The organism is Marinobacter sp. LV10R510-11A, assembly GCF_900215155.1.
GTDB lineage: Bacteria > Pseudomonadota > Gammaproteobacteria > Pseudomonadales > Oleiphilaceae > Marinobacter.
In genome coordinates this window covers 1,120,228-1,138,720 of the sequence record NZ_LT907980.1, presented here as the reverse complement: position 1 = coordinate 1,138,720, position 18,493 = coordinate 1,120,228, and the positions used below count along the sequence as shown (strand labels likewise).

24 protein-coding genes and 2 pseudogenes are annotated in these 18,493 nt (G+C 49.5%); 18 read left to right on the top strand and 8 right to left on the bottom strand.

Annotation, left to right across the window (positions count from 1 at the left end; all coding sequences use genetic code 11):
• Positions 1–178 precede the first annotated feature (178 nt).
• The gene (locus CPH80_RS05490) at positions 179–457 is read left to right on the top strand and encodes a hypothetical protein (RefSeq protein WP_096275971.1); all 279 of its coding nucleotides are present in this window, start codon (positions 179–181) and stop codon (positions 455–457) included.
• 100 nt (positions 458–557) lie between these two features.
• Here CPH80_RS05490 and CPH80_RS05485 read toward each other — a convergent pair whose 3' ends face one another.
• Together CPH80_RS05485 and CPH80_RS05480 are read right to left on the bottom strand one after the other, a co-directional pair.
• Positions 558–875 carry a CcdB family protein gene (locus CPH80_RS05485; protein ID WP_096275970.1) on the bottom strand — a complete coding sequence of 106 codons (318 nt, stop codon included), beginning with the start codon at positions 873–875 and terminating at the stop codon, positions 558–560.
• On the bottom strand, positions 875–1,120 hold the full coding sequence (locus CPH80_RS05480) for a type II toxin-antitoxin system CcdA family antitoxin (protein ID WP_096275969.1): 246 nt from the start codon (positions 1,118–1,120) through the stop codon (positions 875–877). Before CPH80_RS05480 ends, CPH80_RS05485 begins: the two co-directional genes overlap by 1 nt.
• Before the next feature lie 168 nt (positions 1,121–1,288).
• On the opposite strand from CPH80_RS05480, the gene CPH80_RS05475 reads away from it, so the two are divergent.
• The 3 genes from CPH80_RS05475 (at position 1,289) to CPH80_RS05465 (ending at position 3,850) form a co-directional block, all read left to right on the top strand.
• Positions 1,289–1,903, top strand: a complete 615-nt coding sequence (locus CPH80_RS05475; RefSeq protein ID WP_096275968.1) for a hypothetical protein — start codon at positions 1,289–1,291, stop codon at positions 1,901–1,903.
• Between the two features lie 66 nt (positions 1,904–1,969).
• Positions 1,970–3,403, top strand: a complete 1,434-nt coding sequence (locus CPH80_RS05470) for an SIR2 family protein (protein WP_096275967.1) — start codon at positions 1,970–1,972, stop codon at positions 3,401–3,403.
• Between the two features lie 3 nt (positions 3,404–3,406).
• Positions 3,407–3,850, top strand: coding sequence for a TIR domain-containing protein (locus tag CPH80_RS05465; RefSeq protein WP_096275966.1), 444 nt, complete (start codon positions 3,407–3,409; stop codon positions 3,848–3,850).
• 248 nt (positions 3,851–4,098) lie between these two features.
• Here CPH80_RS05465 and CPH80_RS05460 read toward each other — a convergent pair whose 3' ends face one another.
• Together CPH80_RS05460 and CPH80_RS05455 are read right to left on the bottom strand one after the other, a co-directional pair.
• Positions 4,099–5,172 carry a transposase gene (locus CPH80_RS05460; protein ID WP_096275965.1) on the bottom strand — a complete coding sequence of 358 codons (1,074 nt, stop codon included), beginning with the start codon at positions 5,170–5,172 and terminating at the stop codon, positions 4,099–4,101.
• Positions 5,169–6,080 (bottom strand): tyrosine-type recombinase/integrase, encoded by a 912-nt coding sequence (locus CPH80_RS05455; protein ID WP_096275964.1) that lies wholly within the window; start codon positions 6,078–6,080, stop codon positions 5,169–5,171. The genes CPH80_RS05460 and CPH80_RS05455 overlap by 4 nt, the downstream gene beginning before the upstream one ends.
• Positions 6,081–6,277: 197 nt before the next feature.
• On the opposite strand from CPH80_RS05455, the gene CPH80_RS05450 reads away from it, so the two are divergent.
• The 6 genes from CPH80_RS05450 (at position 6,278) to CPH80_RS05430 (ending at position 10,643) form a co-directional block, all read left to right on the top strand.
• Positions 6,278–6,598, top strand: coding sequence for a hypothetical protein (locus tag CPH80_RS05450; protein ID WP_166671448.1), 321 nt, complete (start codon positions 6,278–6,280; stop codon positions 6,596–6,598).
• A gap of 508 nt (positions 6,599–7,106) precedes the next feature.
• Complete coding sequence (locus tag CPH80_RS05445) at positions 7,107–7,403, top strand: hypothetical protein (RefSeq protein WP_096275963.1); 297 nt, start codon at positions 7,107–7,109, stop codon at positions 7,401–7,403.
• A gap of 242 nt (positions 7,404–7,645) precedes the next feature.
• Complete coding sequence (locus CPH80_RS21560; protein ID WP_227520370.1) at positions 7,646–7,798, top strand: phage integrase N-terminal SAM-like domain-containing protein; 153 nt, start codon at positions 7,646–7,648, stop codon at positions 7,796–7,798.
• Positions 7,795–8,919 (top strand): IS91 family transposase, encoded by a 1,125-nt coding sequence (locus CPH80_RS05440; protein ID WP_227520369.1) that lies wholly within the window; start codon positions 7,795–7,797, stop codon positions 8,917–8,919. The genes CPH80_RS21560 and CPH80_RS05440 overlap by 4 nt, the downstream gene beginning before the upstream one ends.
• Positions 8,920–9,221: 302 nt before the next feature.
• Positions 9,222–10,145, top strand: a complete 924-nt coding sequence (locus CPH80_RS05435) for a hypothetical protein (RefSeq protein WP_096275961.1) — start codon at positions 9,222–9,224, stop codon at positions 10,143–10,145.
• Positions 10,146–10,205: 60 nt separating this feature from the next.
• On the top strand, positions 10,206–10,643 hold the full coding sequence (locus tag CPH80_RS05430) for a pyruvate kinase (RefSeq protein ID WP_096275960.1): 438 nt from the start codon (positions 10,206–10,208) through the stop codon (positions 10,641–10,643).
• 104 nt (positions 10,644–10,747) lie between these two features.
• Here the strand turns inward: CPH80_RS05430 and CPH80_RS22915 are convergent, their stop codons facing one another.
• From CPH80_RS22915 to CPH80_RS05415, 3 genes and pseudogenes are all read right to left on the bottom strand, one after another.
• Positions 10,748–11,149: a group II intron maturase-specific domain-containing protein gene (locus tag CPH80_RS22915; RefSeq protein WP_264754830.1), complete on the bottom strand. Its 402-nt coding sequence runs from the start codon at positions 11,147–11,149 to the stop codon at positions 10,748–10,750.
• Between the two features lie 45 nt (positions 11,150–11,194).
• Positions 11,195–11,419 (bottom strand): annotated as a pseudogene (locus tag CPH80_RS22910) (reverse transcriptase domain-containing protein); the annotation flags it as partial.
• Between the two features lie 388 nt (positions 11,420–11,807).
• Complete coding sequence (locus tag CPH80_RS05415; protein ID WP_227520367.1) at positions 11,808–12,503, bottom strand: reverse transcriptase domain-containing protein; 696 nt, start codon at positions 12,501–12,503, stop codon at positions 11,808–11,810.
• 632 nt (positions 12,504–13,135) lie between these two features.
• Here CPH80_RS05415 and CPH80_RS05410 point away from each other — a divergent pair.
• The 8 genes and pseudogenes from CPH80_RS05410 (at position 13,136) to CPH80_RS05380 (ending at position 17,879) form a co-directional block, all read left to right on the top strand.
• Complete coding sequence (locus CPH80_RS05410) at positions 13,136–13,453, top strand: antibiotic biosynthesis monooxygenase family protein (protein WP_096275958.1); 318 nt, start codon at positions 13,136–13,138, stop codon at positions 13,451–13,453.
• A gap of 90 nt (positions 13,454–13,543) precedes the next feature.
• Complete coding sequence (locus CPH80_RS05405; protein ID WP_096275957.1) at positions 13,544–14,191, top strand: glutathione S-transferase; 648 nt, start codon at positions 13,544–13,546, stop codon at positions 14,189–14,191.
• A gap of 90 nt (positions 14,192–14,281) precedes the next feature.
• Positions 14,282–14,857 (top strand): tellurite resistance methyltransferase TehB, encoded by a 576-nt coding sequence (gene tehB / locus CPH80_RS05400; protein WP_096275956.1) that lies wholly within the window; start codon positions 14,282–14,284, stop codon positions 14,855–14,857.
• A gap of 136 nt (positions 14,858–14,993) precedes the next feature.
• Positions 14,994–15,908, top strand: coding sequence for a pyridoxal-phosphate dependent enzyme (locus CPH80_RS05395; protein WP_096275955.1), 915 nt, complete (start codon positions 14,994–14,996; stop codon positions 15,906–15,908).
• Positions 15,909–15,969: 61 nt separating this feature from the next.
• Positions 15,970–16,082 (top strand): annotated as a pseudogene (locus CPH80_RS22305) (chorismate mutase); the annotation flags it as partial.
• Between the two features lie 104 nt (positions 16,083–16,186).
• Positions 16,187–16,375 carry a hypothetical protein gene (locus tag CPH80_RS05390; RefSeq protein WP_096275954.1) on the top strand — a complete coding sequence of 63 codons (189 nt, stop codon included), beginning with the start codon at positions 16,187–16,189 and terminating at the stop codon, positions 16,373–16,375.
• Positions 16,376–16,448: 73 nt separating this feature from the next.
• Complete coding sequence (locus tag CPH80_RS21840; RefSeq protein ID WP_172898586.1) at positions 16,449–16,619, top strand: hypothetical protein; 171 nt, start codon at positions 16,449–16,451, stop codon at positions 16,617–16,619.
• A 402-nt stretch (positions 16,620–17,021) separates the two neighbouring features.
• Entirely contained in the window at positions 17,022–17,879 is an 858-nt protein-coding gene (locus tag CPH80_RS05380; RefSeq protein ID WP_096275952.1) for an AraC family transcriptional regulator, read from the top strand.
• Here CPH80_RS05380 and CPH80_RS05375 read toward each other — a convergent pair.
• Positions 17,841–18,434, bottom strand: coding sequence for a LysE family translocator (locus tag CPH80_RS05375; protein ID WP_096275951.1), 594 nt, complete (start codon positions 18,432–18,434; stop codon positions 17,841–17,843). The genes CPH80_RS05380 and CPH80_RS05375 overlap by 39 nt on opposite strands.
• Positions 18,435–18,493: the final 59 nt, after the last annotated feature.

The window sequence follows — 18,493 nt, the reverse complement described above, 5'->3', positions numbered from 1 at the left end:
CATAAAGGCAGCGGCGGAATAGGCTATCATTTTGAGTGCGAGGAGTTGGGCTGTCAGTTATACCCAGCTAACAAATCGCAGCAGTACGCGGCCTACGGCCGCCGGACGTCACTGACGTGCCGCCGCTGTGCTCAGCGTTAAACGCTCACAACACAGATCATCAACGGGAGGTGTGTCCATGGAATTCGATTACCGAGCAGACGACAATTCCGGGATTATGTATATGGGTGACTATGGGCCCGGAACAAGCCTGTCGCAGACTATCGAGCCAGATGATGAGGTGACGCTCAAGGTTGGTGGAAGCAGGGTCAATGTCACCGTTGACAGCATCAATGGTAATTCGTACGAGGGAACTGTAAATCGAATCATTGATGACTCTGATGCATTTGACGATCTTGAGGCCGGCAACGAGGTGGAATTTCTACACTCCAATATCTGGGCCAGGTATCGGAGCTAGCGAGCGTCTAACCAGTCGCTGTAGTACGCGGCCGATGGCCGCCGGACGCCCTTTTCATTGCGGCTTCGCCTCCATTACAAGGTCGCCGCTAAGCTTCGCGTTAAATGCCAGTGATCGCGAAGTCCAGGGCATCTACTATCTGGTCTCGAAAGTGGGTTAATGAGCCTGCGGGGTTATTCAGTTGCTTGGTGGGCACTGAGGATATTTGAGGTGTCAGCAACAGAAGTTTCTGGCCATCGAAGGTGACCTCTGGAGTGAGGCCCTGCATCGTTTGGTTCCCGAAGGCTGAGAGCCTGCCAAGCGGAATAACGATGCGTGTTGCCAGTTCAGATAAGTGCAGGCTTTGAATGTCGACCAAGTAGGGATAAAACGATTTGCTGGCTTTGTTCGGATTGGGGTATACATCGAACTGGGCCATTAAAATTCCCTAAATTCGTCACCGAAGCAACCATGTTGCTCAACGAATTTGTTGTAACTTGTGATGGCAGCGCGGTTTTCGTCGGCCCATTGAGCTGCTTTGCGTTTCGCCAACTCTTCTCTCAAAGCTCGCTCAAGCGTGGCCGAGAGATTGATGTTCAACGCTCGCGTTTTTGACAGCAAGTCGCTGTTCACGGACAGATTCGTTGCCTTTTTAGGAGAAGCTATATCGTAGAGCTCATGCATTTTGGCCTCCACAGAGCTATTTTCTGGCTTTTACACAGCTTATGCGTATGCGGGTGCGCATTCAAGTGCATTTAACCAATCAATCAAGTTCGTTCCCGGCCTGACGGCCGTCCACCGGACGGCTTTTAGCCGCCGCTTATCTCAGCGTTATGTGCCAAGGAGAGTTCATTGTCAAACCAAGACCCATTAAAGAGGCTAGTTGACATCGTTAACGAACAGCTTAAGCAAGGGAAAAGTGAAGAAGAAGTTGTCGATCTTTTGATTTCCTCTGGTTTGGATGATTTCAAGGCTAGGAATGTTGTTGCAACAGTTAAAGCCTCTCGGACAAGCCACGTCGGCGGAGTTATACGCTTCATGGCTGTTGCTATAGCAGCTTTATCTGTTCTAACTTTAACTGCCTACATTATGCTAGGTGAATCACAATTTTTAGGCCAGGCGACGTCGTTAACGTTAATATTTTTCCTTTGCTTTATTCTTTTCGGCATCATGGCAAGTATCAAAGGTAAAATAATGGTTTACGCCAGACTGGTTAACGCTGGTTTTTGGTTGACTTCGTCTTTTATGCTTATGGTAGCCATGTTTCTGCATCCAGGCTGGGATAGCGAATGGTTCGGCACTGGAGGTGGGTGGCGTGGGAAAATTTTTTCTTTGGCAGGTAATGTTATCTACAACATAGGTCCAACTGGCATAGCATATATCCTAGCAGTTTTATCTATGTTAATTCTTCTCTTATTTTGGTCAGAGATTCATAGACTTAAAACCCAGGACTACGAAGCTATTTAGCACATAATGCGGCGTTAGGTGCCTTTAGCATATGTCTCATTATCGATAACAAGTAGGAAGTTGTTTATGACAAAAGAGCAAGAATTATTTATCCAGCGCTTCTTGAGTGAGCTTGAAGAAGATAATATAGCAATATTTGCTGGAGCAGGATTGTCATCTACAGCAGGGTACGTGAACTGGAAAGAACTACTGCGCCCACTTGCAGATGAATTAAATTTAAATATAGACGAAGAGCAAGATCTAGTAGGAGTTGCCCAGTTCTATTTAAATGAAAATGGACGCAACCGGATAAGTCAGCAGTTAATGGATGAAATTGCAACAGCAAAGCAACCTACCGAGAATCATAAAATACTATCCAAACTGCCAATAAGAACTTACTGGACAACAAACTATGACAAATTGATAGAAAAGTCATTAGAGGATGTGAACAAAATTGTCGATGTTAAATATACAATTAATCATCTAGCTGTAACTAAGAAAAAAAGAGACGCAATAGTATACAAAATGCACGGCGATATAGATCATTCTGATAACGCGGTATTAACAAAAGATGATTATGAAAAATATCCATTCAAAATGAAACCTTATATAACTTCTCTTTCGGGAGATCTAGTTTCTAAAACATTTTTGTTCTTAGGCTTTAGCTTCACCGACCCAAATTTAGACTACATAATGAGTCGTGTTAAGGCGTATTTTGAAGAGCACCAAAGGCAGCACTATTGTATTTTTAAGCAATGTAGCGAAGGTGATTTTGAAAGCCAGAGACTTTATGAGAATGCCAAAATTAGACAAGCTTTACTAATTAAAGATCTTTCTAGATTTCAGATTAAAACAATACTAGTCGAAAGATATTCCGACATTACTGAAATTCTATATAGAATTGAGCGAGTTTATAGACGTAAAACAATTTTTTTATCTGGAAGTGCGCATGATTACTCGCCGTTTAATAAAGCTGATGTTGAATCATTTCTTTGCCTTTTAGGGAAGGTTTTGATTGAGAGGAATTATAAGATTTCATCTGGTATTGGCTTGGGTATTGGTAACGCGTTTATAACAGGTGCAATCCAAGGTGTTTACGCTCACCACAATGGGTATGTAAACGATTATTTAAATATGAGGCCTTTTCCGCAGTACATAGAAGATAAAAAGCTAAGGGATGAGACTTGGCGGAAATATAGGTATGAAGTAATAGGGTCTGCAGGCATTGCCATATTCTTTATCGGTAATAAAGTTGAGAATGGTAATGTTGTTCTAGCGGATGGGGTTAGGAAAGAATTTGAAATAGCCCATGAATTAGGATTGGCATTGGTGCCAGTAGGTTGTAGTGGTTTTATGGCACAAGAACTTTGGTCGGAAGTTATGGCCGAGGTGTCGAAATACTATGATGAGTCTAACGTAGACCTAATTCAAGCTATAAGTGAGCTCGGTGATGAAGTAGAAAAACCTGAACAATTAATTTCGAAGATCGTTAATGTAATTGACTTAATGTCAAAGGAGTAGGAAATGGCTAGGCGCGTATTTTTCAGTTTTCACTATAAACATGTTTGGAAGGTTAACCAGATTAGAAGTATGCCCAATATTACAGGCACAGCTGCTGCAGGTTTTCACGATGCATCACTTTGGGAAGAAGCTAAAAAGAAAAGTGACAAAGCAATAAAAAACTTAATTGATAAGGGGTTAAAGAATACATCAGTAACAGTTGTTTGTGTTACGTATGGCACCACCAACCGTGATTATATTAATTATGAAATTGATCAATCTCTAGCAAGAGGCAACGGTCTTGTGGCTGTTCAAATTCATGAGTTAAAAGATTCAAACGGTGAAACAGGACCCGCAGGTGCTATTCCATCCAAAATTGGAGCGAATGGGTTTAAAGCATACAAATACACCAATAAAACAGATCTTGCTAAGTGGATCGAAGAAGCTGCAAAAATAGCAGGGAAATAGCACCTAACAAATAAGGATAGGTCGCGCGCAGCCGCGACCTGATCCGGTGTTGGACGAGCCCGGTGCTTCTCTATTAAGGAAATATCATCGGCGAACTGAGAGGTGCTTTGGCCCTGGCATTGGGCGGTCATTTTCGTCAGGCCAGAGGTTCCCGTGACCCTCGGTGAAACCGATAGCCGATCTGTCCTGGTGGTGTCATAGGGTGCTCTGATCCCTCCCTGTGAGGTGCATGTCGGACGGATGTGGGTCTATGCTAAACATCGTCGCCGGATTGTCGGCCCGGGCCACCGGCAAGGTCGCCGCCAAAGCGTGATGCCCATGGGCTCGCCACAACAGGGGCAAACGCGTTGTTTCCGGGGTTGGGTGACGATCCCGGGTAGCGCCACCTGCAAGCGCAACTGCAGCCGGTGTAAGGTTTTGCGGGCACCGCCGTGCAGGAACCCGTATGCCCGCACCCGTCGCAGCCCCTTGGGCAGGACATGCTGCAGAACCCGCCAGAGGAACCGACTCGCCGGTTCGGTCAGGGTCTGCCAGCGCCGGGTCTGGCTGTCCTGGTAGCGGAAGGTGACCTGCTCACCGTCGTAATCCACGATGTTCTGCTCCCGGAGCACACCACGATACAGATAGCGGGCCAGATAGGTCAGCGCCTGGTCGCCACGGCCGACCTGCTCGCACTGGGCGACCCAGTGTTTGGGAATCGATTCCGGCAAGGCAAAGCCTTGCTCGCGCATCCGGGTGAGGAATTTGGCGCGAAACACGGTGGCCAGGGCCCGGCCGTTGAACAGGTATCGCCCGGCCCGGGCGTGCCAGTGATGGCCCGTCAGCCCGCCCCCGGGGACCACGATGTGGACATGGGGGTGGAAAGCCAAGCGGCGGGAGTGGGTGTGCAACACCCCGACCAGCCCGAGCTGGTTGCCCAGGCGTTTATCGTTGCGGGCGAACTGGCACAGCGTCTCCCGGGCGGCCTGGAACAGAGCGTGACAGGTCCATCGGAGGTGGTGCCAGGCAAAGCCCCGCAACTGGGCCGGTAGGGTGAAGGTCACCAGGAAATAATCCACCGGCAACAGCTTCTGCCGCTGCCGGCCCAGCCATTGGCTGTTGGTGCCGTGCTGACAGGCAGGGCAACTGCGATGGCCGCAGGACGGGTACGCCTGTTGCACCTGCTGACAGGCGCGACAGTGATAGCGAACCTCGCCACAGTCCGGCGTATGGCAGGCCAGAATCGACCGCAGGGCGGCGTGATGTTCCGGTCGCATACGTGCCCCGACGTGCTGCTTCAGGCTGGCCTCATGATCGCGCAGAATCTGCGCCAGGGTGATCATGGGGTCACCCAGTCAACCTGCAGGCGCTCCACCAGAGCATTAATCATCAGGGCACTGTTCTGCTGGGCCTCATGGGTCATCCGGGTGTAGCGGGCGGTGGTCACCGGGCTGGCATGGCCGAGCAGGGTCTGAATTGAGCGCAGGTTAACCCCATTTTCCAGCAGATGGGTGGCAAAGCTATGGCGCAGGGAATGAATGTGCACATTTTTGCGGATACCGCAGTCCAGAGCGACCTGTTTGATGGCCTTCTGCACTCCACCCCGGTCCATCACCCGGGGCTTGCCGGAGGTGGCAACCGACGCATACGGCGGGTGTCCCCCGGGAAACAGCAGGTCCGGATGACGGTGAGTGGCCCAATAGCGCCGCAAGGCCTTGAGTGTCATCAGCGGTAAAGGCACGAAGCGATCCTTCTTGCCCTTGCCACAGCGCACATGCACCCGCATCAGGTGACTGTCGACATCGGCGATGGTCAGGTTCAGGGACTCGCTCAGTCGCAGGCCCAGACTGTAGGTGGTGAGGAAATAGACCTGATAACTGAGTTTGCGTGTGCGACTAATCAGGCGCTCGACCTCCTTCAGGGAGAGCACGTCCTGCAGGGTCTGAACCTTGGGGGCCTTGACGATAGGGACGTATTCCCAGGGCTTGCCCAGTACATACTGATAGAAACTCTGCAACGCATTGCGGGCAATCTTGACCAGACTCCAGGACCGATGCTCGACCAGATGCATGAAATACTGCTGGAGCTGATCGGTGCTAAGCTGATCGGGACAGGTCTCGAAATAGTCGCAGACCTGTCGCAGGCAACGGGTGTACAGATCGATGGTCTTGGGGCTTTTGCCGCGCAGGGTGAGTTCGGTGAGGTAGCGTTGGTGCAGTGCTTGAAAACGAGCGTGTTCGTTGGCGTTCATCACACTTCTCCTGACAAGCCCTCCGAAATGGAAGGGGTCAGAGAAGTACAGTCGAATTTGGCCTCTGCCGCGTAGCGGCTTCGTTCAACCAGTCGCTGTAGTACGCGGCCTACGGCCGCCGGACGCCCTTTTCATTGCGGCTTCGCCTCCATTACAAGGTCGCCGCTAAGCTTCGCGTTATGTTTTAAGGAGGCAGTTTGAGTAAAGTCGTTGGACGCTGGCGCATTAAGTGGATGGAAACGTGGGATCAAGACGTTGTTGATCTTGTCGAGCCCGGATACTTCCAGTTCGATGAAGATGGCCTTGGCTTTTTTGTATTCGGAGCAGTCGAGGGCCAAATTGACTACCGCATTCCTGAAGATGGTGGACGAGTCGAGTTTTCTTGGTCTGGAAATGATGATGGTCGCGAGAAATCCGGCCGTGGTTGGTTTCAGCTTCTATCTTCACGCTCAGCGAAAGGAGAATTCTTCATTCATTGTGGAGACGAGTCGGCTGTGGAAATCGAACATCAAACATAACCAGGCGCGGCACTCGGATGCCTTTGTCTCCGCTTCGCTGCGTCAAAGCCACCGGTGCGCTTCGCGTTAGCTGGATTGATGTGGTGCCTTTTTGGTGGCTTGGTGCCAGTGGCCTTGGCTCAGGTTCGTAGCAAAACCGGTAACTTTCAGCTACGCCAAGGCCGTCTAAGTCGGTGATCAGTTTGGCAGCTCAATCGTTCACCGGCATTGCCATAAAATTTGGTGCTCGCCGTGTGGGGCCGTCCACGCAAACTTAGGTCTGCGCCTGGTAATCTGGCGTTCAGGTTCGTTCGCCGCATCGGCTGCGGTGTTTTAGGACACTGTGCATCGGCGGATTTTGGTGGAAGGGCAGCGGCGGAGTAGGCTATCACTTTGAGTGCCAGGGGCTGGGCTATCAGTTACACCCAGCTAACAAATCATTCAAGTTCGTTCCCGGCCTGAAGGCCGTCCACCGGACGTCCCTGACGGGCCGCCGCTTAATTCAGCGTTAGCACCAAGAAGTTCAGATATGGCAAAGGTTAAGAAAAAGCTTACTCCGGCCCAAAAGAGAGCAAGGAAAGCCGCGAAGGCAGAGCGGCGAAGGAAGTACGAGTGGGTCTTTATCAACGGTAAGCAAGTAAGAATAAAGCGGCCACCGACCGTGGATGGTATGCCTGTAGACCAGTTCAGTGAAAAGAATGCTGATCCAGTCTGGCTCCATCAAAAGGAGATGTGGGAGTTGATGCCGGTTGAAGAGACTACCTTTGGTCTTGAGCCGTCTATGGAACCAGATGCAATGAAAGACGAAGATGGAATACCGTTTTGACTATGACCGCAGGTGCTCAGTTGAGCAGTGCTAACCAATAGTTGCAGTTCGTTCCGGGCCTGACGGCCCTCCACCGGACAGCCTTGTCACCGCTTCGCTCTGCCAAGGCTGCCGCTGAACAAAAGCGTTGAACTAAACCGCTTCGCGGTAGCGAGTAAGCCTGGAAGTTTCCTGCGAGATCAGGTGAATTGACCGATACTTTTGATTAGCCCAAGTGGGCTTTCAAAAGAGGAGTTACCGTCATGACACCGTTACGTCAGACCATGATCCAGGCCATGTGCCAACATGGCTTTTCCCCCCGAACCCAGCACAGCTATCTTTACGTCGTCACCGCGCTGGCCCGTTATTATCGGCGCTCGCCCGCTGACCTGATCGCAAATCTCGGAGGTGCATGATGGCAGGCACACTGAGCGTTCAAAACATACTGGCGCGATTTCTGCCCGGTCAGACACTGGACAGTCACCGTCGCAAGGTCTGCGCTCGTTTAACGGGCTGCCGAACCGCCCGCATGGGCGGTATGGAAATGCGGTGTGATCATTGCCAGGCCCGTTCCATCTGTTATTACGGATGCCGGGATCGGCATTGTCCGCAATGTCAGGGGCGAGCGAGTCAGCAATGGAGCGAACGTCAGCGGTCACTGTTGTTGCCGGTGCCTTACTTCCATCTGGTGTTTACGCTACCTCATACCTTGAACGGCTGGGTTCAGCTCCACCCCGACGTGGTCTATCGCTGTCTGTTCGCCGCAGTCTGGGACACGCTTAACCAGTTTGGACGCAACACCCGGCACCTTGGCGGCGAGCTGGGCATGACGGCGGTGCTCCACACCTGGGGGCAGAACCTGAGCCGTCACGTTCACGTGCATTGCCTGATTCCAGGCGGGGTGTTGACCGGCACCGGTGACTGGCACAAGGCAAAAAGCCACTACCTGTTCCCGGTACGGGCCCTATCCCGGCGTTTTCGAGGGCGCATGGTGTCGTTGCTGAGAGCGTCGGAGAACGCAGGTGAACTGCACCGAGTTACCCGCAGCGGTGAGGTTGATGGTGTGCTCGACGGCCTGATGCAGCAGGAGTGGGTTGTCTACACTCGACATTGCCTAAACCAGGCCGATAGCGTGGTGGACTATCTGGCTCGCTACACTCATCGAATCGCCATCAGTAACGGGCGCTTGTTGTCGATGGACGGTGACCGGATCTCGTTCCGATATAAGGATTACCGCGATGGTTCCCGAATTAAGACCCAATGGCTGGAGGGCCAGGAGTTCGTGCGGCGGTTCCTGATGCACATCCTGCCCAAAGGCTTCATGCGCATTCGCCATTTTGGCTACCTGAGCAACCGCACCCGACGCCGCAAACTGGCGGTTATCCGACACTGTTTATCGCAGCCGCCCAAGCCAGAAGCGACATCGGAGAGCCCGGCGTCTCAGCGATGCTGGCCCTGCCTCCTATGTGACAACGGTCTGGTGCGTATGGTTCGCCAGATTCCACGGTTCAGAATAACGGCTGTGCCGACGGGCTAGCTTCACGGCCTTCTTGATCCGACGGGGGAAACCTACAGTTCTTAGTGAGCTGGATCTCTCTGTGGCCGAAGGCTGGAAAAACGGGTACCTGAGAGGTAGTCTGAGGGAAATTACAACAAGGAACCGCCTCGTGAAGGATCGAATGAGACTAAAACCCGCCAGCATTGCTTCCCGCCCGGCCCCAGATGTACCGTTCAGGCTTCGCCTCCAAAATACTTTATCCTTAGGCACCGTTCGATAGCTGCGGCGTTGGCGGCTTAGTCCAACAGACATTTAATGGTCATGCTGCGCACTACCATTAAATGCTTAGGTGTTATGAGTATTTAGTCAAGGAGGCTGATCGTTCTGGACATATCAAAAGAATCAAACTCATTAACTCACTTTTAGAACAGGATACTGAGCAAAGCCTTACTTATGCTGCTTTGGAATCTAGGCTCACGTTAGAATACCTGTGCTACGAGCGATTTAAGCTCTACTTCTCATACCTATCAGAAAGTGACTTAAAGAATTGGCAACCCAAACACATCATCAAACAGATTTCAGATGAAGTTGACGATAATGTTTCAAAGGAGTTCTCAATATCAATATCAGATGAAAAAATAGATGAAAGGTCACCAGAAACGAGAGAAGAATTTGAATCGATAAAATACACCCCTTTGGGTAATCAATCGGAACTTAAGTTTAATAAGCTTCATCAGTTATGGCATGGCGTTTCTAACGTTGCTTTGCATATTCCAGTACCAAGCATAACATCTAGAAATCTCAATATTTATGGCGATAAAGATAATATCAGGAAGAAAGTTTCTGGAGTTGTTTCATTTCTATCAGGCATGAAAGGCAATCTATTGATGGGTGGTTCTTTCGGAGAGGAGTATGGTTTTAATTGTTTTGCTTGTGATACTAAAATAAAACGACCTGTAAAAAACTTGCAGAATCAAACAGTTTTAAGCTGTATAAACCCAAATTGCCAAGAAAGCTACGTCATTAAAAAAGATAAAAATGGCGATTTTGAAGTGATTAGAAGCATTATTATGTTTTCATGTTCGGGCTGCAATGAAGACTTAGAAGTTCCGATTAGAGTCTTTCGAGACTTACGCTTCAATCAAACGCTTAATATTAATTGTGGTAAGTGCAATACGTTGTCAGAGGTTATTATGAGGCCTTTGATAAAAAGTACCGAGGCAGAACATCCTCATAACAAAGCATTGCAGCGGACAAGCGGCTGAATGCGGCGTTAGGCACTATCAAACTTTCAATTTAATACACCAAATAAGGTAACAATAAATATGACCTACTGGCACATGCAAATGCACCCTGATGACAAATCTTTCGCTGACGAGCACGTATTTTCAATTCTTGAACATAAAAGAATAATCGGATTAGGTGACTGGAATAAAGGTCAAGCAGTGATAGCGGAATTTCAAACCGAAATGAAAGTGAATGATGTGGTAGCCATTAAAAATGGCGCTAAATTGATTGCGTTAGTACAAGTCATTGGTGGCGCATACCATGTAGATAACGATTCTACGGATACAGGGTGGATTGAGCATCGTAGACCAATTCGTATATTAGATTGGGAATTAGAAGAAAAATCATTACCTCAACCACGAGGTACGCTTGAAAAATGTGTTAATAAAAATGCGCCCACTACGCAAGTTATTAGTGAGTGGCACTCTCGGGTAGTGGAGTCATTCAAGAAGAGAAAGTTAGCTACAGCTGTCTAGATAAATTGTTGTTTACCCAAATGGAAAAATGCCTAATCGGGTAGCCGAGGGTATCTAACCCTCAGCCCCCACAACACCCTGAATGCGGGTCCGCACAGGGCGTTTCACTTAGGATAGTGAAGCTTGATCCAACCATCACGCAACGAATAAAACCCCTCAGATTTCAAATACTTTAAAGATAATGCTTGATTGATCCCTGGAGTTTTAGCGCTACGCCATGGCCCTTTGCTGGTAATGCCACACACAACTGCTGACTGCACATGCACACCTCGTCTCATCAAGTTTCTTACCTTGGTTCGTGGCTTGCGCCACTGTCGCCAGTAAGCCATTCTGACCCTGCGCCGAATCCATTGATCTAGATCGACACAGAGTTGATAGCCTTTGGCGATACCAAAATAATTGATCCAGCCACGTAAGTACTGGCTCAGCTTGAAGAGTTGGTATCGCATTGATACACCCCAGTTGCGATTCGTTAGTTTCCGAACTTGTTGTTTGAAATTATTCAACGTATTCGGGTGCCAATGAATGTTCCCTGATCGGAAAGTGAATCCCAGGAACTTACTATCATTGGTTTTAACGACGCGGCTTTTGATCGTGTTAACGATCAATTTCAAACGGCGTTGCAGGTATTTACTGATACTATGAAGTACACGTTCGCCTGCACGCTTACTCTTCACTAAAATCGTAAGGTCGTCTGCGTATCGGGCGAATTTGTGGCCTCGCTTCTCAAGTTCTTTGTCTAGTGGGTCGAGCATGATGTTCGCCAATAGTGGCGAAAGAGGCCCACCTTATGTGAAGTAAGGGATTATGCAAAGTAATCGCTGAAAACCCTCGTAAACTCGACACTTGATACATTTCTACTTTACATAACGCTGTTACAAGCTGGTGTTAATCTGATTTATATCCTGGATCTGTTGGGACATGCGGATATTGCCACAACAGAAATTTATGCCCGCGCGGATACGGAATTAAAACACACAGCACTAGAAAACGCTTATCCGGAACTCATTGCACCTGAAATGCCGCCGTTGAACCAAGATGAAAACTTGCTAATTTGGTTAAACAGCCTGTGAGGTAGTACGGATTCTGAAAATATTATGCAAAGTAATCCAGGTCGGGCCTTCCTTGTTTGGGCCATCATGACGATTTACTTTGCATAATCATTTACTTCACATAAGGTGGGTTATGTAAAGCTTCACATAATGCGCCTTGAGGAACACCCTCATGACTTTCACTATAGAGCTGGTTATCGATAACCCCAGCTCGGAGATAACGCTTAATCAATTTAAGAAGCCGTTTATCCTTCACTTTGTAGCCAAGGTACGTCATCAGTAAATCATGGTTAACTCGATCAAAGAACTTAGACAGATCAACATCAACAGAAAAACGGCGACCCGTTTTGATGATGCCTTGAACCTGCTTAACCGCTTGCTGCCCATTACGATTTGGACGGAACCCGAAGCTATTGTTCGAGAAGTCTGGATCGAAGATGGGAGTTAGTATTTGGGCAATGGCTTGCTGAATAACACGATCAGTGACCGTGGGTATCCCTAATTGGCGTTTGCCGCCATCAGGTTTATCTATTTCAACACGTCTGACCGGAAAGGGATAATAGAGACCTGTTTCCAGTTCCTCAACGACCTCTTTCCAACGGCCACACCTTGCCCAAGAGGGGAACTCATCAACGGTCATCCCGTCGATGCCAGCCGCCCCTTTATTGGCTCGAACGCGTTTCCATGCCGCCTGAAGGTTTTCAGGTTGCAACGCTTGTCCGAGTAGATCTTCGCTAAAGGCTGGCTTCATATCCATACGCTGAATCACGTCATCACCGGACGGTGTTCGTGTGTTCAAGTCTGTCATGGCTCCTCCTTTATTCAACTAAGTGTTCAGGCCTTCACCGTGTCCCAACCATTACGATGGGCGTTTGGCTACTATGCCGTCTGCTGACTTCTGCTCAATCACCGGCGGGATTGCCCCCATCGGCGCTATCGGTGTCCACCTCGTTCGCTCGCAACCGCCGATGGCAACGGGTGCGCCCAGGCTTGATCGACCAGTGTCCTGACTGGTAATTGACCGATCGCTCGTTGAGCAGATCCCGATGCGTCGGACCGCCCCAGATAAGAACATGAACTTTCACTGCACAACTGCATCATTTACGGTGGCCGTCAGATCACGTGGCTTCGTCGTCTTGTGCCAACTCGCCTCCGGCCTACGCCTCATATGATGTTCTTGTTCATCAGCTCGCAGCTTTGCTAGCGGCTTCCTCCAGACCGCGCCTCGCGGGTTGGCCCTTGCCATTCGCTAGTGGTTAGCGTTCAATCGGTAAAACCGGCTGAACGGTGATCTTTCCACAGGGGACTTTCACCCCATTAGCTCATGCCCATGCTGGGCGTACACAAGATGGTCAACCGGACGCCAAAAGCGTGCCGCTTTTGGTTCCCTCCGCTGGCGCTCACGCCGGTTACCTCAGAGTTAAATTCCAAGAGGAAGTTATGTCAGGGATCGCTAAAACTCCAAGTCCTCCATATTACGCAGTGATTTTCAGCTCAACTCGCACTGAAGGTGATCATGGCTACGGTGCAATGGCTGACAGAATGCTGGAGCTGGCTGCACAACAAGAAGGGTTTCTTGGTATAGAGTCAGCCCGCGAGGATGTCGGTATTACTGTCTCGTACTGGGTCAGCGAGGAATCCATCAAAAGTTGGAAGCAAAACGCAGAGCATCTTGAAGCCCAGCGCCTTGGACATAAAGCCTGGTACTCTGAATTCAAAGTCCGGGTTGCAAAGGTTGAGCGGGCTTATGGCATTTAACAAGCCATCCGAGTTCGTTCCCGGCCTGAAGGCCGTCCACTGGGTGCCCTTGTCAGGGCACTGATCTCGATTCAACTGCGAAAAATACCCATGACTTCTTCACTTCATCGTCTGTACTCTTTTCGTCGCTGTCCCTATGCCATGCGCGCCCGTCTCGGCCTTTTGTTTGCCGAGTTGCAGGTGGAGCTGCGGGAGATAATCCTGAAAAACAAACCAGCCCAAATGCTAGCGATTAGCCCGAAAGGCACCGTGCCTGTTTTGCAACTTTTTGATGGTGTTGTGATTGAAGAGAGCCGGGAGATAATGGTGTGGGCGCTTGAGCAACAAGATCCGCAAGGGCTGTTGGATGCAAAGGTTTTGCATCAGGCCTATGCTCTGATCGAGCAAAACGACAACGAATTTAAACATTGGCTGGATCGCTATAAATACGCCGACCGTCATCTCGAAATGACCCAGTCAGAGTATCGGCAACGGGGTGAAGCCTTTTTACAGGTTTTAGAGGACTTGCTGACCAAAAGCCCTTTCCTACTGGCGGATAGCGCAACCATTGCCGATATTGGCATCGTGCCGTTTGTACGCCAATTCGCCCATGTGGATCGCGATGTGTTTTACACCCTACCTTACCCGAACCTGCAGCAGTGGCTAAAACACTGGTTGGAGCACTCATTCTTTCTGAAAGCCATGACCAAGTTTCAGCCTTGGCAAGAGGGGGATGACGTGGTGGTTTTTCCTTCTTAGCACTAATCACCTAAGCCTTCTTAGCCTCTTTAGTCGGCCGCCATTAGTAGTTAAGATGATAGCCCTCATTTCAAAATTTAAGTGGTTACCATGACAGTTGATCTCAATAGCCGTTACGGCTTAAATCCTGCGCATAGTGAAGTGGTAGAGGCCTGCCAAATTATTGAGCCGTGCGATACGTTAGATATGGGTTGTTCGAACGGGCGTAATGCTGTGTACCTCGGCCAGCTCGGATTCAACGTTACCGCGATAGACGCTAATCCCAGTGCCATTAATATGCTGGAAAACATTATTAATGAAGAGGGGATGACAAATATCAAGGCCGAAGTGTACGACATTAATCATGCGAGCCTTGGTGTGAATTATGGCTTTATTGCCTGCACGGTAACCCTAATGTTTCTTGGCCCAGCTCGTGTTGATGCTGTTATTGCCAACATACAAGAGCGTACTTTACCTGGTGGCTATAACCTGATTGTTTGCGCCATGAGTACTGAGCAATACCCTTGCCCAGTTAGTTTTCCATTTACCTTAAACGCAGGGCAGTTGCGTGAAGATTATGAGGGTTGGGAACTGATTAAGTACAACGAAGACGTAGGTACGATGCATAACGGCGCGCAATTACAATTTGCGACCATGTTGGCGCGGAAGCCCAGCCAGTTAAATTAATGATAAAGGCCGCTCGGCCTTGAAATAGCTAAAATTTTTCAAAAAACAAAGAAAATAATAATACGTGGAAATATATTGTCGATGTTATTTCCGCTGCGCTCCAAACCAGCCGTAAATGCAGACGTTACAGGTACTTATGACACTACACATTGAAACTCCGCTTGTTGAATCCCGTGCAATGAGCGCCATCACAGGGCGTTCGGTGTGGCTTAAACTTGACGCACTGCAACCACCTGGTTCGTTTAAGATCCGGGGCATCGGTTATGCGTGTGAGACCTATATCGCTCGGGGTGCCCGTAGGTTCGTTTCCTCCTCTGGAGGAAACGCTGGCCTGGCTGTCGCGTACGCTGGTCGTCGTCTAGGTGTTCCGGTTACGGTTGTGGTGCCTGAAACTACCACTGAAAGAGCTAAAGCGCTCCTGCATCTGGAGAATGCGAAGGTCATCGTGCATGGCGCTTCTTGGCAAGAAGCCAACGCTTTTGCGCAATCGTTGATCGGTGAATCGGATGCATTTCTCCATCCCTTTGATGACCCACTGCTTTGGCAAGGCCACGCCACATTAATTGACGAAGTTTTTCGCTTCGGCCTTAAACCCGACGCTGTCATACTCTCCGTTGGAGGCGGTGGGCTTATGTCAGGCGTCGTTGAAGGGCTACATCGAAATGGATGGAATGATGTTCCTGTTTTTGCCGTAGAAACTACGGGTGCTGCATCATTTCATGCAGCCGTAAAAGCGGGTCATACCATTGAGCTGGAGCAGATAACAAGCATCGCCACCTCGCTTGGTGCCAAGCGTGTTTGCGAGAAAGCTTTTCAGTGGTCTAAAAACCATCCGATCCAGAGCGTCGTGGTCTCAGATCAAAGTGCACTGACTGCTTGCGAACGTTTTCTTGACGACCATCGCATATTGGTAGAACCAGCCTGTGGTGCGAGCCTAGCAGTAGCGTATGAAAATGCACCAGAACTCAAAGATTTTAGTAATATTTTGGTAGTTGTATGTGGCGGAGCTACTTCTACAATCGATCAGATCAGGAAATGGGGAAGAGGGTAAGGCTTCCTATAACAATGCCAAACACGGCGACACCTTTTCGTTACGGCTTCGCCTTCATCCGTTAACCGCGCGTGGTGGTTTTGTTAAGCAGGCAGCACGCTTCAAAAGACCACCGATGACGTAAAGGCACCTCAGCGTGTTGAGCAAGTTATTACTAAAGTCAGAGCGTTTGCAGCGTCGCTTCGGAAGGAGGCTCCGGAACCTCCGTGCCTGATCTGTGGATTGAGGTCGATGACTTGGACGGTGCAAAGATTTAAAGATGCATCAAGGACAGAGGCATGATCATAGCTGAAACATCAAGATTATTGTTGCGGGAGTTCACATTGAATGATGTTGCTGCGCGTCGTTTAGCCTCTGCCCGTGTGGCTGAGAAGGTCGGGCTTAAAATTGATGCCTATGCGAAATATCGTGACTGGGACGTTCGGATCTATCGTAAAAGTCGTGCTGGAGATATCGAATCCGCATAATAGGGCAGTCAACCATACGCATATGCGAGCCTTGGCAACCTAGGTTTTCGACGTTAGTTTTGGGGAAAATTTCATGACGAAGAAAGTAGTAATGTTTGAATACGAGAAAGACACAAAAAACAGTGTTCGCTATAAGGAGATCCCTGATGAAGGAACTGCTCCTATCGTGGGTACTTTGTATGTTCAGAAATGGTTTGCTGGTGATAGTAAATCTATTGAGATAACGATAGACAAAAAAGACTAGCTGCTTGCTATTATCCTTGACGCAGGCCACTCATCCCAAGCTGGCCTCAGAGGCTGCGCTTTGGGAATAATGCTCAAGAGAAGGAATTTTTGTGAAAAGTGGATTTTGGCGTTTGTCTTTTTTTGTGATGCATGTTTCGCGCAAGAAGCCAGGAAAGCTCCTGAACTTTGGTCTTGGTTTAAGGATCTTAATAAATCCGCATCAGCTTGCGAGATTCAGAGCTCATTTAGCCAGCACATTGCATAACCAGCTGCTGCCGGGCAATTTTCTCACTGGCCAATCGCCTGAGACTTTACGGTAAAGTTGGGCCCTTACGTGAAGCGGCACGCGAAGAAATCGAAAAGACAGAAAACCGAGTCAAACCCGTTAGCATTAAGCAAACAACCAGAGTGTCAGCAGGTGATGAACGATCCAAGCAAACCTATGTTCTGGCGCGATTTACGCATGCCCTATGTGGAGCTACGAAAGGTCGGGGACGGGCGAAAGGTCTGCTACGCCCCACACAGTCATACCCAATGGTCCTTGGGTGCCATAACCGAGGGAAAGAGCACGTTCCTCTATCGAAGTGATCAGTTTGAGGTCAGTGCAGGGGCCTTGGTAGTTATCAACCCAAATTGGGTTCACGCCTGTAACCCGATCGATAATCAGCCTTGGGGCTACCTGATGCTGTATATCGACACGGACTGGTTAACCAAGTTGCGATATGAGTCTGGGCTCCTGGGCACACCTTGTTGGCAGGATATCTCGACAGCCATCATCTCTGATCACAAGTGGTATACAGGTTATTGTCGGATGGCGGAATGCCTGCTGGATTCGAATCGAGAGCTGCTAGAAAAACAAACGGTTGTTGTGGAGTACCTCACTGCCTTGATGCACGAACTGTCAGGCCAAGCGTCCGAACCCGTATCGAAAACGCCCGATAACTTTCAAGCGCTGGCCGATTACTTGAGGGCTCATGCAGCTGTGGATGTGTCTTTGGATACGTTGTGCGAGCGCTCGGGCTTCAGCCCCGGGCATCTCATCCGCTCCTTCAAACGTCACTTTGGTTTAACGCCACATGCGTATCTGATCAATTACCGGATACAACGCGGACAACAGGAGCTGAAGCATGGCAAGCCAATTGCCGAAACCGCGCTTAATGTCGGATTTGCTGATCAGCCGCATTTTCAACGCACCTTCAAGAAATTGCTAGCTGCCACACCGAAGCAGTATCGACAGTCCTTACTCAATCAGCAGATAGACACAACTGGCGGCAAGTAACAGTGCGAGTGCGCGGTTTAGTATGATCAGTACAACCGGGCGCTGGATGTACCTACGCAGAAAAGCGCCCGCGTAAACCCAGCAACTCAGCGACAGCCAGCAGATGGGTAAATAGAGCGCAGCAAAAATGAAGACTTCCTGTAGATCGTTACCCCTGATGTAAGCCCCAATGCCCGAAGCCGATGCCAGCCAGGCTTTGGGGTTGAGCCACTGCATGATCGCGCCGGTAATAAAGCCCGGTGCTTTGTGGGTTTCACGTTCTGCCAGATGCCCATCATCGCGAAACAGCTGAACACTCAAATAGAGCAAGAATGCGACGCCGGCCCAGCGCAAGGTTGCGTTGAACCCCGGTATAACCGTCAGCACCGAATAGAGTCCCAAGCCTATGGTAACGAAGAGGACGATGAAGCCCAAAGTGGCGCCGGCGGCGAAAATCAGCCCTCTGGCTAGCGGATAGTTGGCACCGCTGCTTAGGCACACTAGGTTTACGGGCCCGGGGGTGATGGATGCCGCAAGGGCGAATGCTGTCATTGGTAAGATCAATGAGGTTGTCATGGTTTGCTCTTTGTTTATTGGCTCCTGCTGAAGTTTGCGATAGCGTCAGTGTGAAGTAT

Coding starts and splice junctions, on each gene's coding strand:
- CPH80_RS05440 (WP_227520369.1), top strand. CDS start 7,795: ATGATGGCAGGCACACTGAGCGTTCAAAACATACTGGCGCGATTTCTG.
- CPH80_RS05375 (WP_096275951.1), bottom strand. CDS start 18,434: ATGACAACCTCATTGATCTTACCAATGACAGCATTCGCCCTTGCGGCA.
- CPH80_RS05480 (WP_096275969.1), bottom strand. CDS start 1,120: ATGCATGAGCTCTACGATATAGCTTCTCCTAAAAAGGCAACGAATCTG.
- CPH80_RS05465 (WP_096275966.1), top strand. CDS start 3,407: ATGGCTAGGCGCGTATTTTTCAGTTTTCACTATAAACATGTTTGGAAG.
- CPH80_RS05485 (WP_096275970.1), bottom strand. CDS start 875: ATGGCCCAGTTCGATGTATACCCCAATCCGAACAAAGCCAGCAAATCG.
- CPH80_RS05490 (WP_096275971.1), top strand. CDS start 179: ATGGAATTCGATTACCGAGCAGACGACAATTCCGGGATTATGTATATG.
- CPH80_RS05415 (WP_227520367.1), bottom strand. CDS start 12,503: ATGACAGACTTGAACACACGAACACCGTCCGGTGATGACGTGATTCAG.
- CPH80_RS05435 (WP_096275961.1), top strand. CDS start 9,222: ATGCTTAGGTGTTATGAGTATTTAGTCAAGGAGGCTGATCGTTCTGGA.
- tehB (WP_096275956.1), top strand. CDS start 14,282: ATGACAGTTGATCTCAATAGCCGTTACGGCTTAAATCCTGCGCATAGT.
- CPH80_RS05430 (WP_096275960.1), top strand. CDS start 10,206: ATGACCTACTGGCACATGCAAATGCACCCTGATGACAAATCTTTCGCT.
- CPH80_RS05390 (WP_096275954.1), top strand. CDS start 16,187: ATGATCATAGCTGAAACATCAAGATTATTGTTGCGGGAGTTCACATTG.
- CPH80_RS05410 (WP_096275958.1), top strand. CDS start 13,136: ATGTCAGGGATCGCTAAAACTCCAAGTCCTCCATATTACGCAGTGATT.
- CPH80_RS05455 (WP_096275964.1), bottom strand. CDS start 6,080: ATGAACGCCAACGAACACGCTCGTTTTCAAGCACTGCACCAACGCTAC.
- CPH80_RS05445 (WP_096275963.1), top strand. CDS start 7,107: ATGGCAAAGGTTAAGAAAAAGCTTACTCCGGCCCAAAAGAGAGCAAGG.
- CPH80_RS05395 (WP_096275955.1), top strand. CDS start 14,994: ATGACACTACACATTGAAACTCCGCTTGTTGAATCCCGTGCAATGAGC.
- CPH80_RS05380 (WP_096275952.1), top strand. CDS start 17,022: ATGAACGATCCAAGCAAACCTATGTTCTGGCGCGATTTACGCATGCCC.
- CPH80_RS05470 (WP_096275967.1), top strand. CDS start 1,970: ATGACAAAAGAGCAAGAATTATTTATCCAGCGCTTCTTGAGTGAGCTT.
- CPH80_RS05405 (WP_096275957.1), top strand. CDS start 13,544: ATGACTTCTTCACTTCATCGTCTGTACTCTTTTCGTCGCTGTCCCTAT.
- CPH80_RS21840 (WP_172898586.1), top strand. CDS start 16,449: ATGACGAAGAAAGTAGTAATGTTTGAATACGAGAAAGACACAAAAAAC.
- CPH80_RS05460 (WP_096275965.1), bottom strand. CDS start 5,172: ATGATCACCCTGGCGCAGATTCTGCGCGATCATGAGGCCAGCCTGAAG.
- CPH80_RS21560 (WP_227520370.1), top strand. CDS start 7,646: ATGACACCGTTACGTCAGACCATGATCCAGGCCATGTGCCAACATGGC.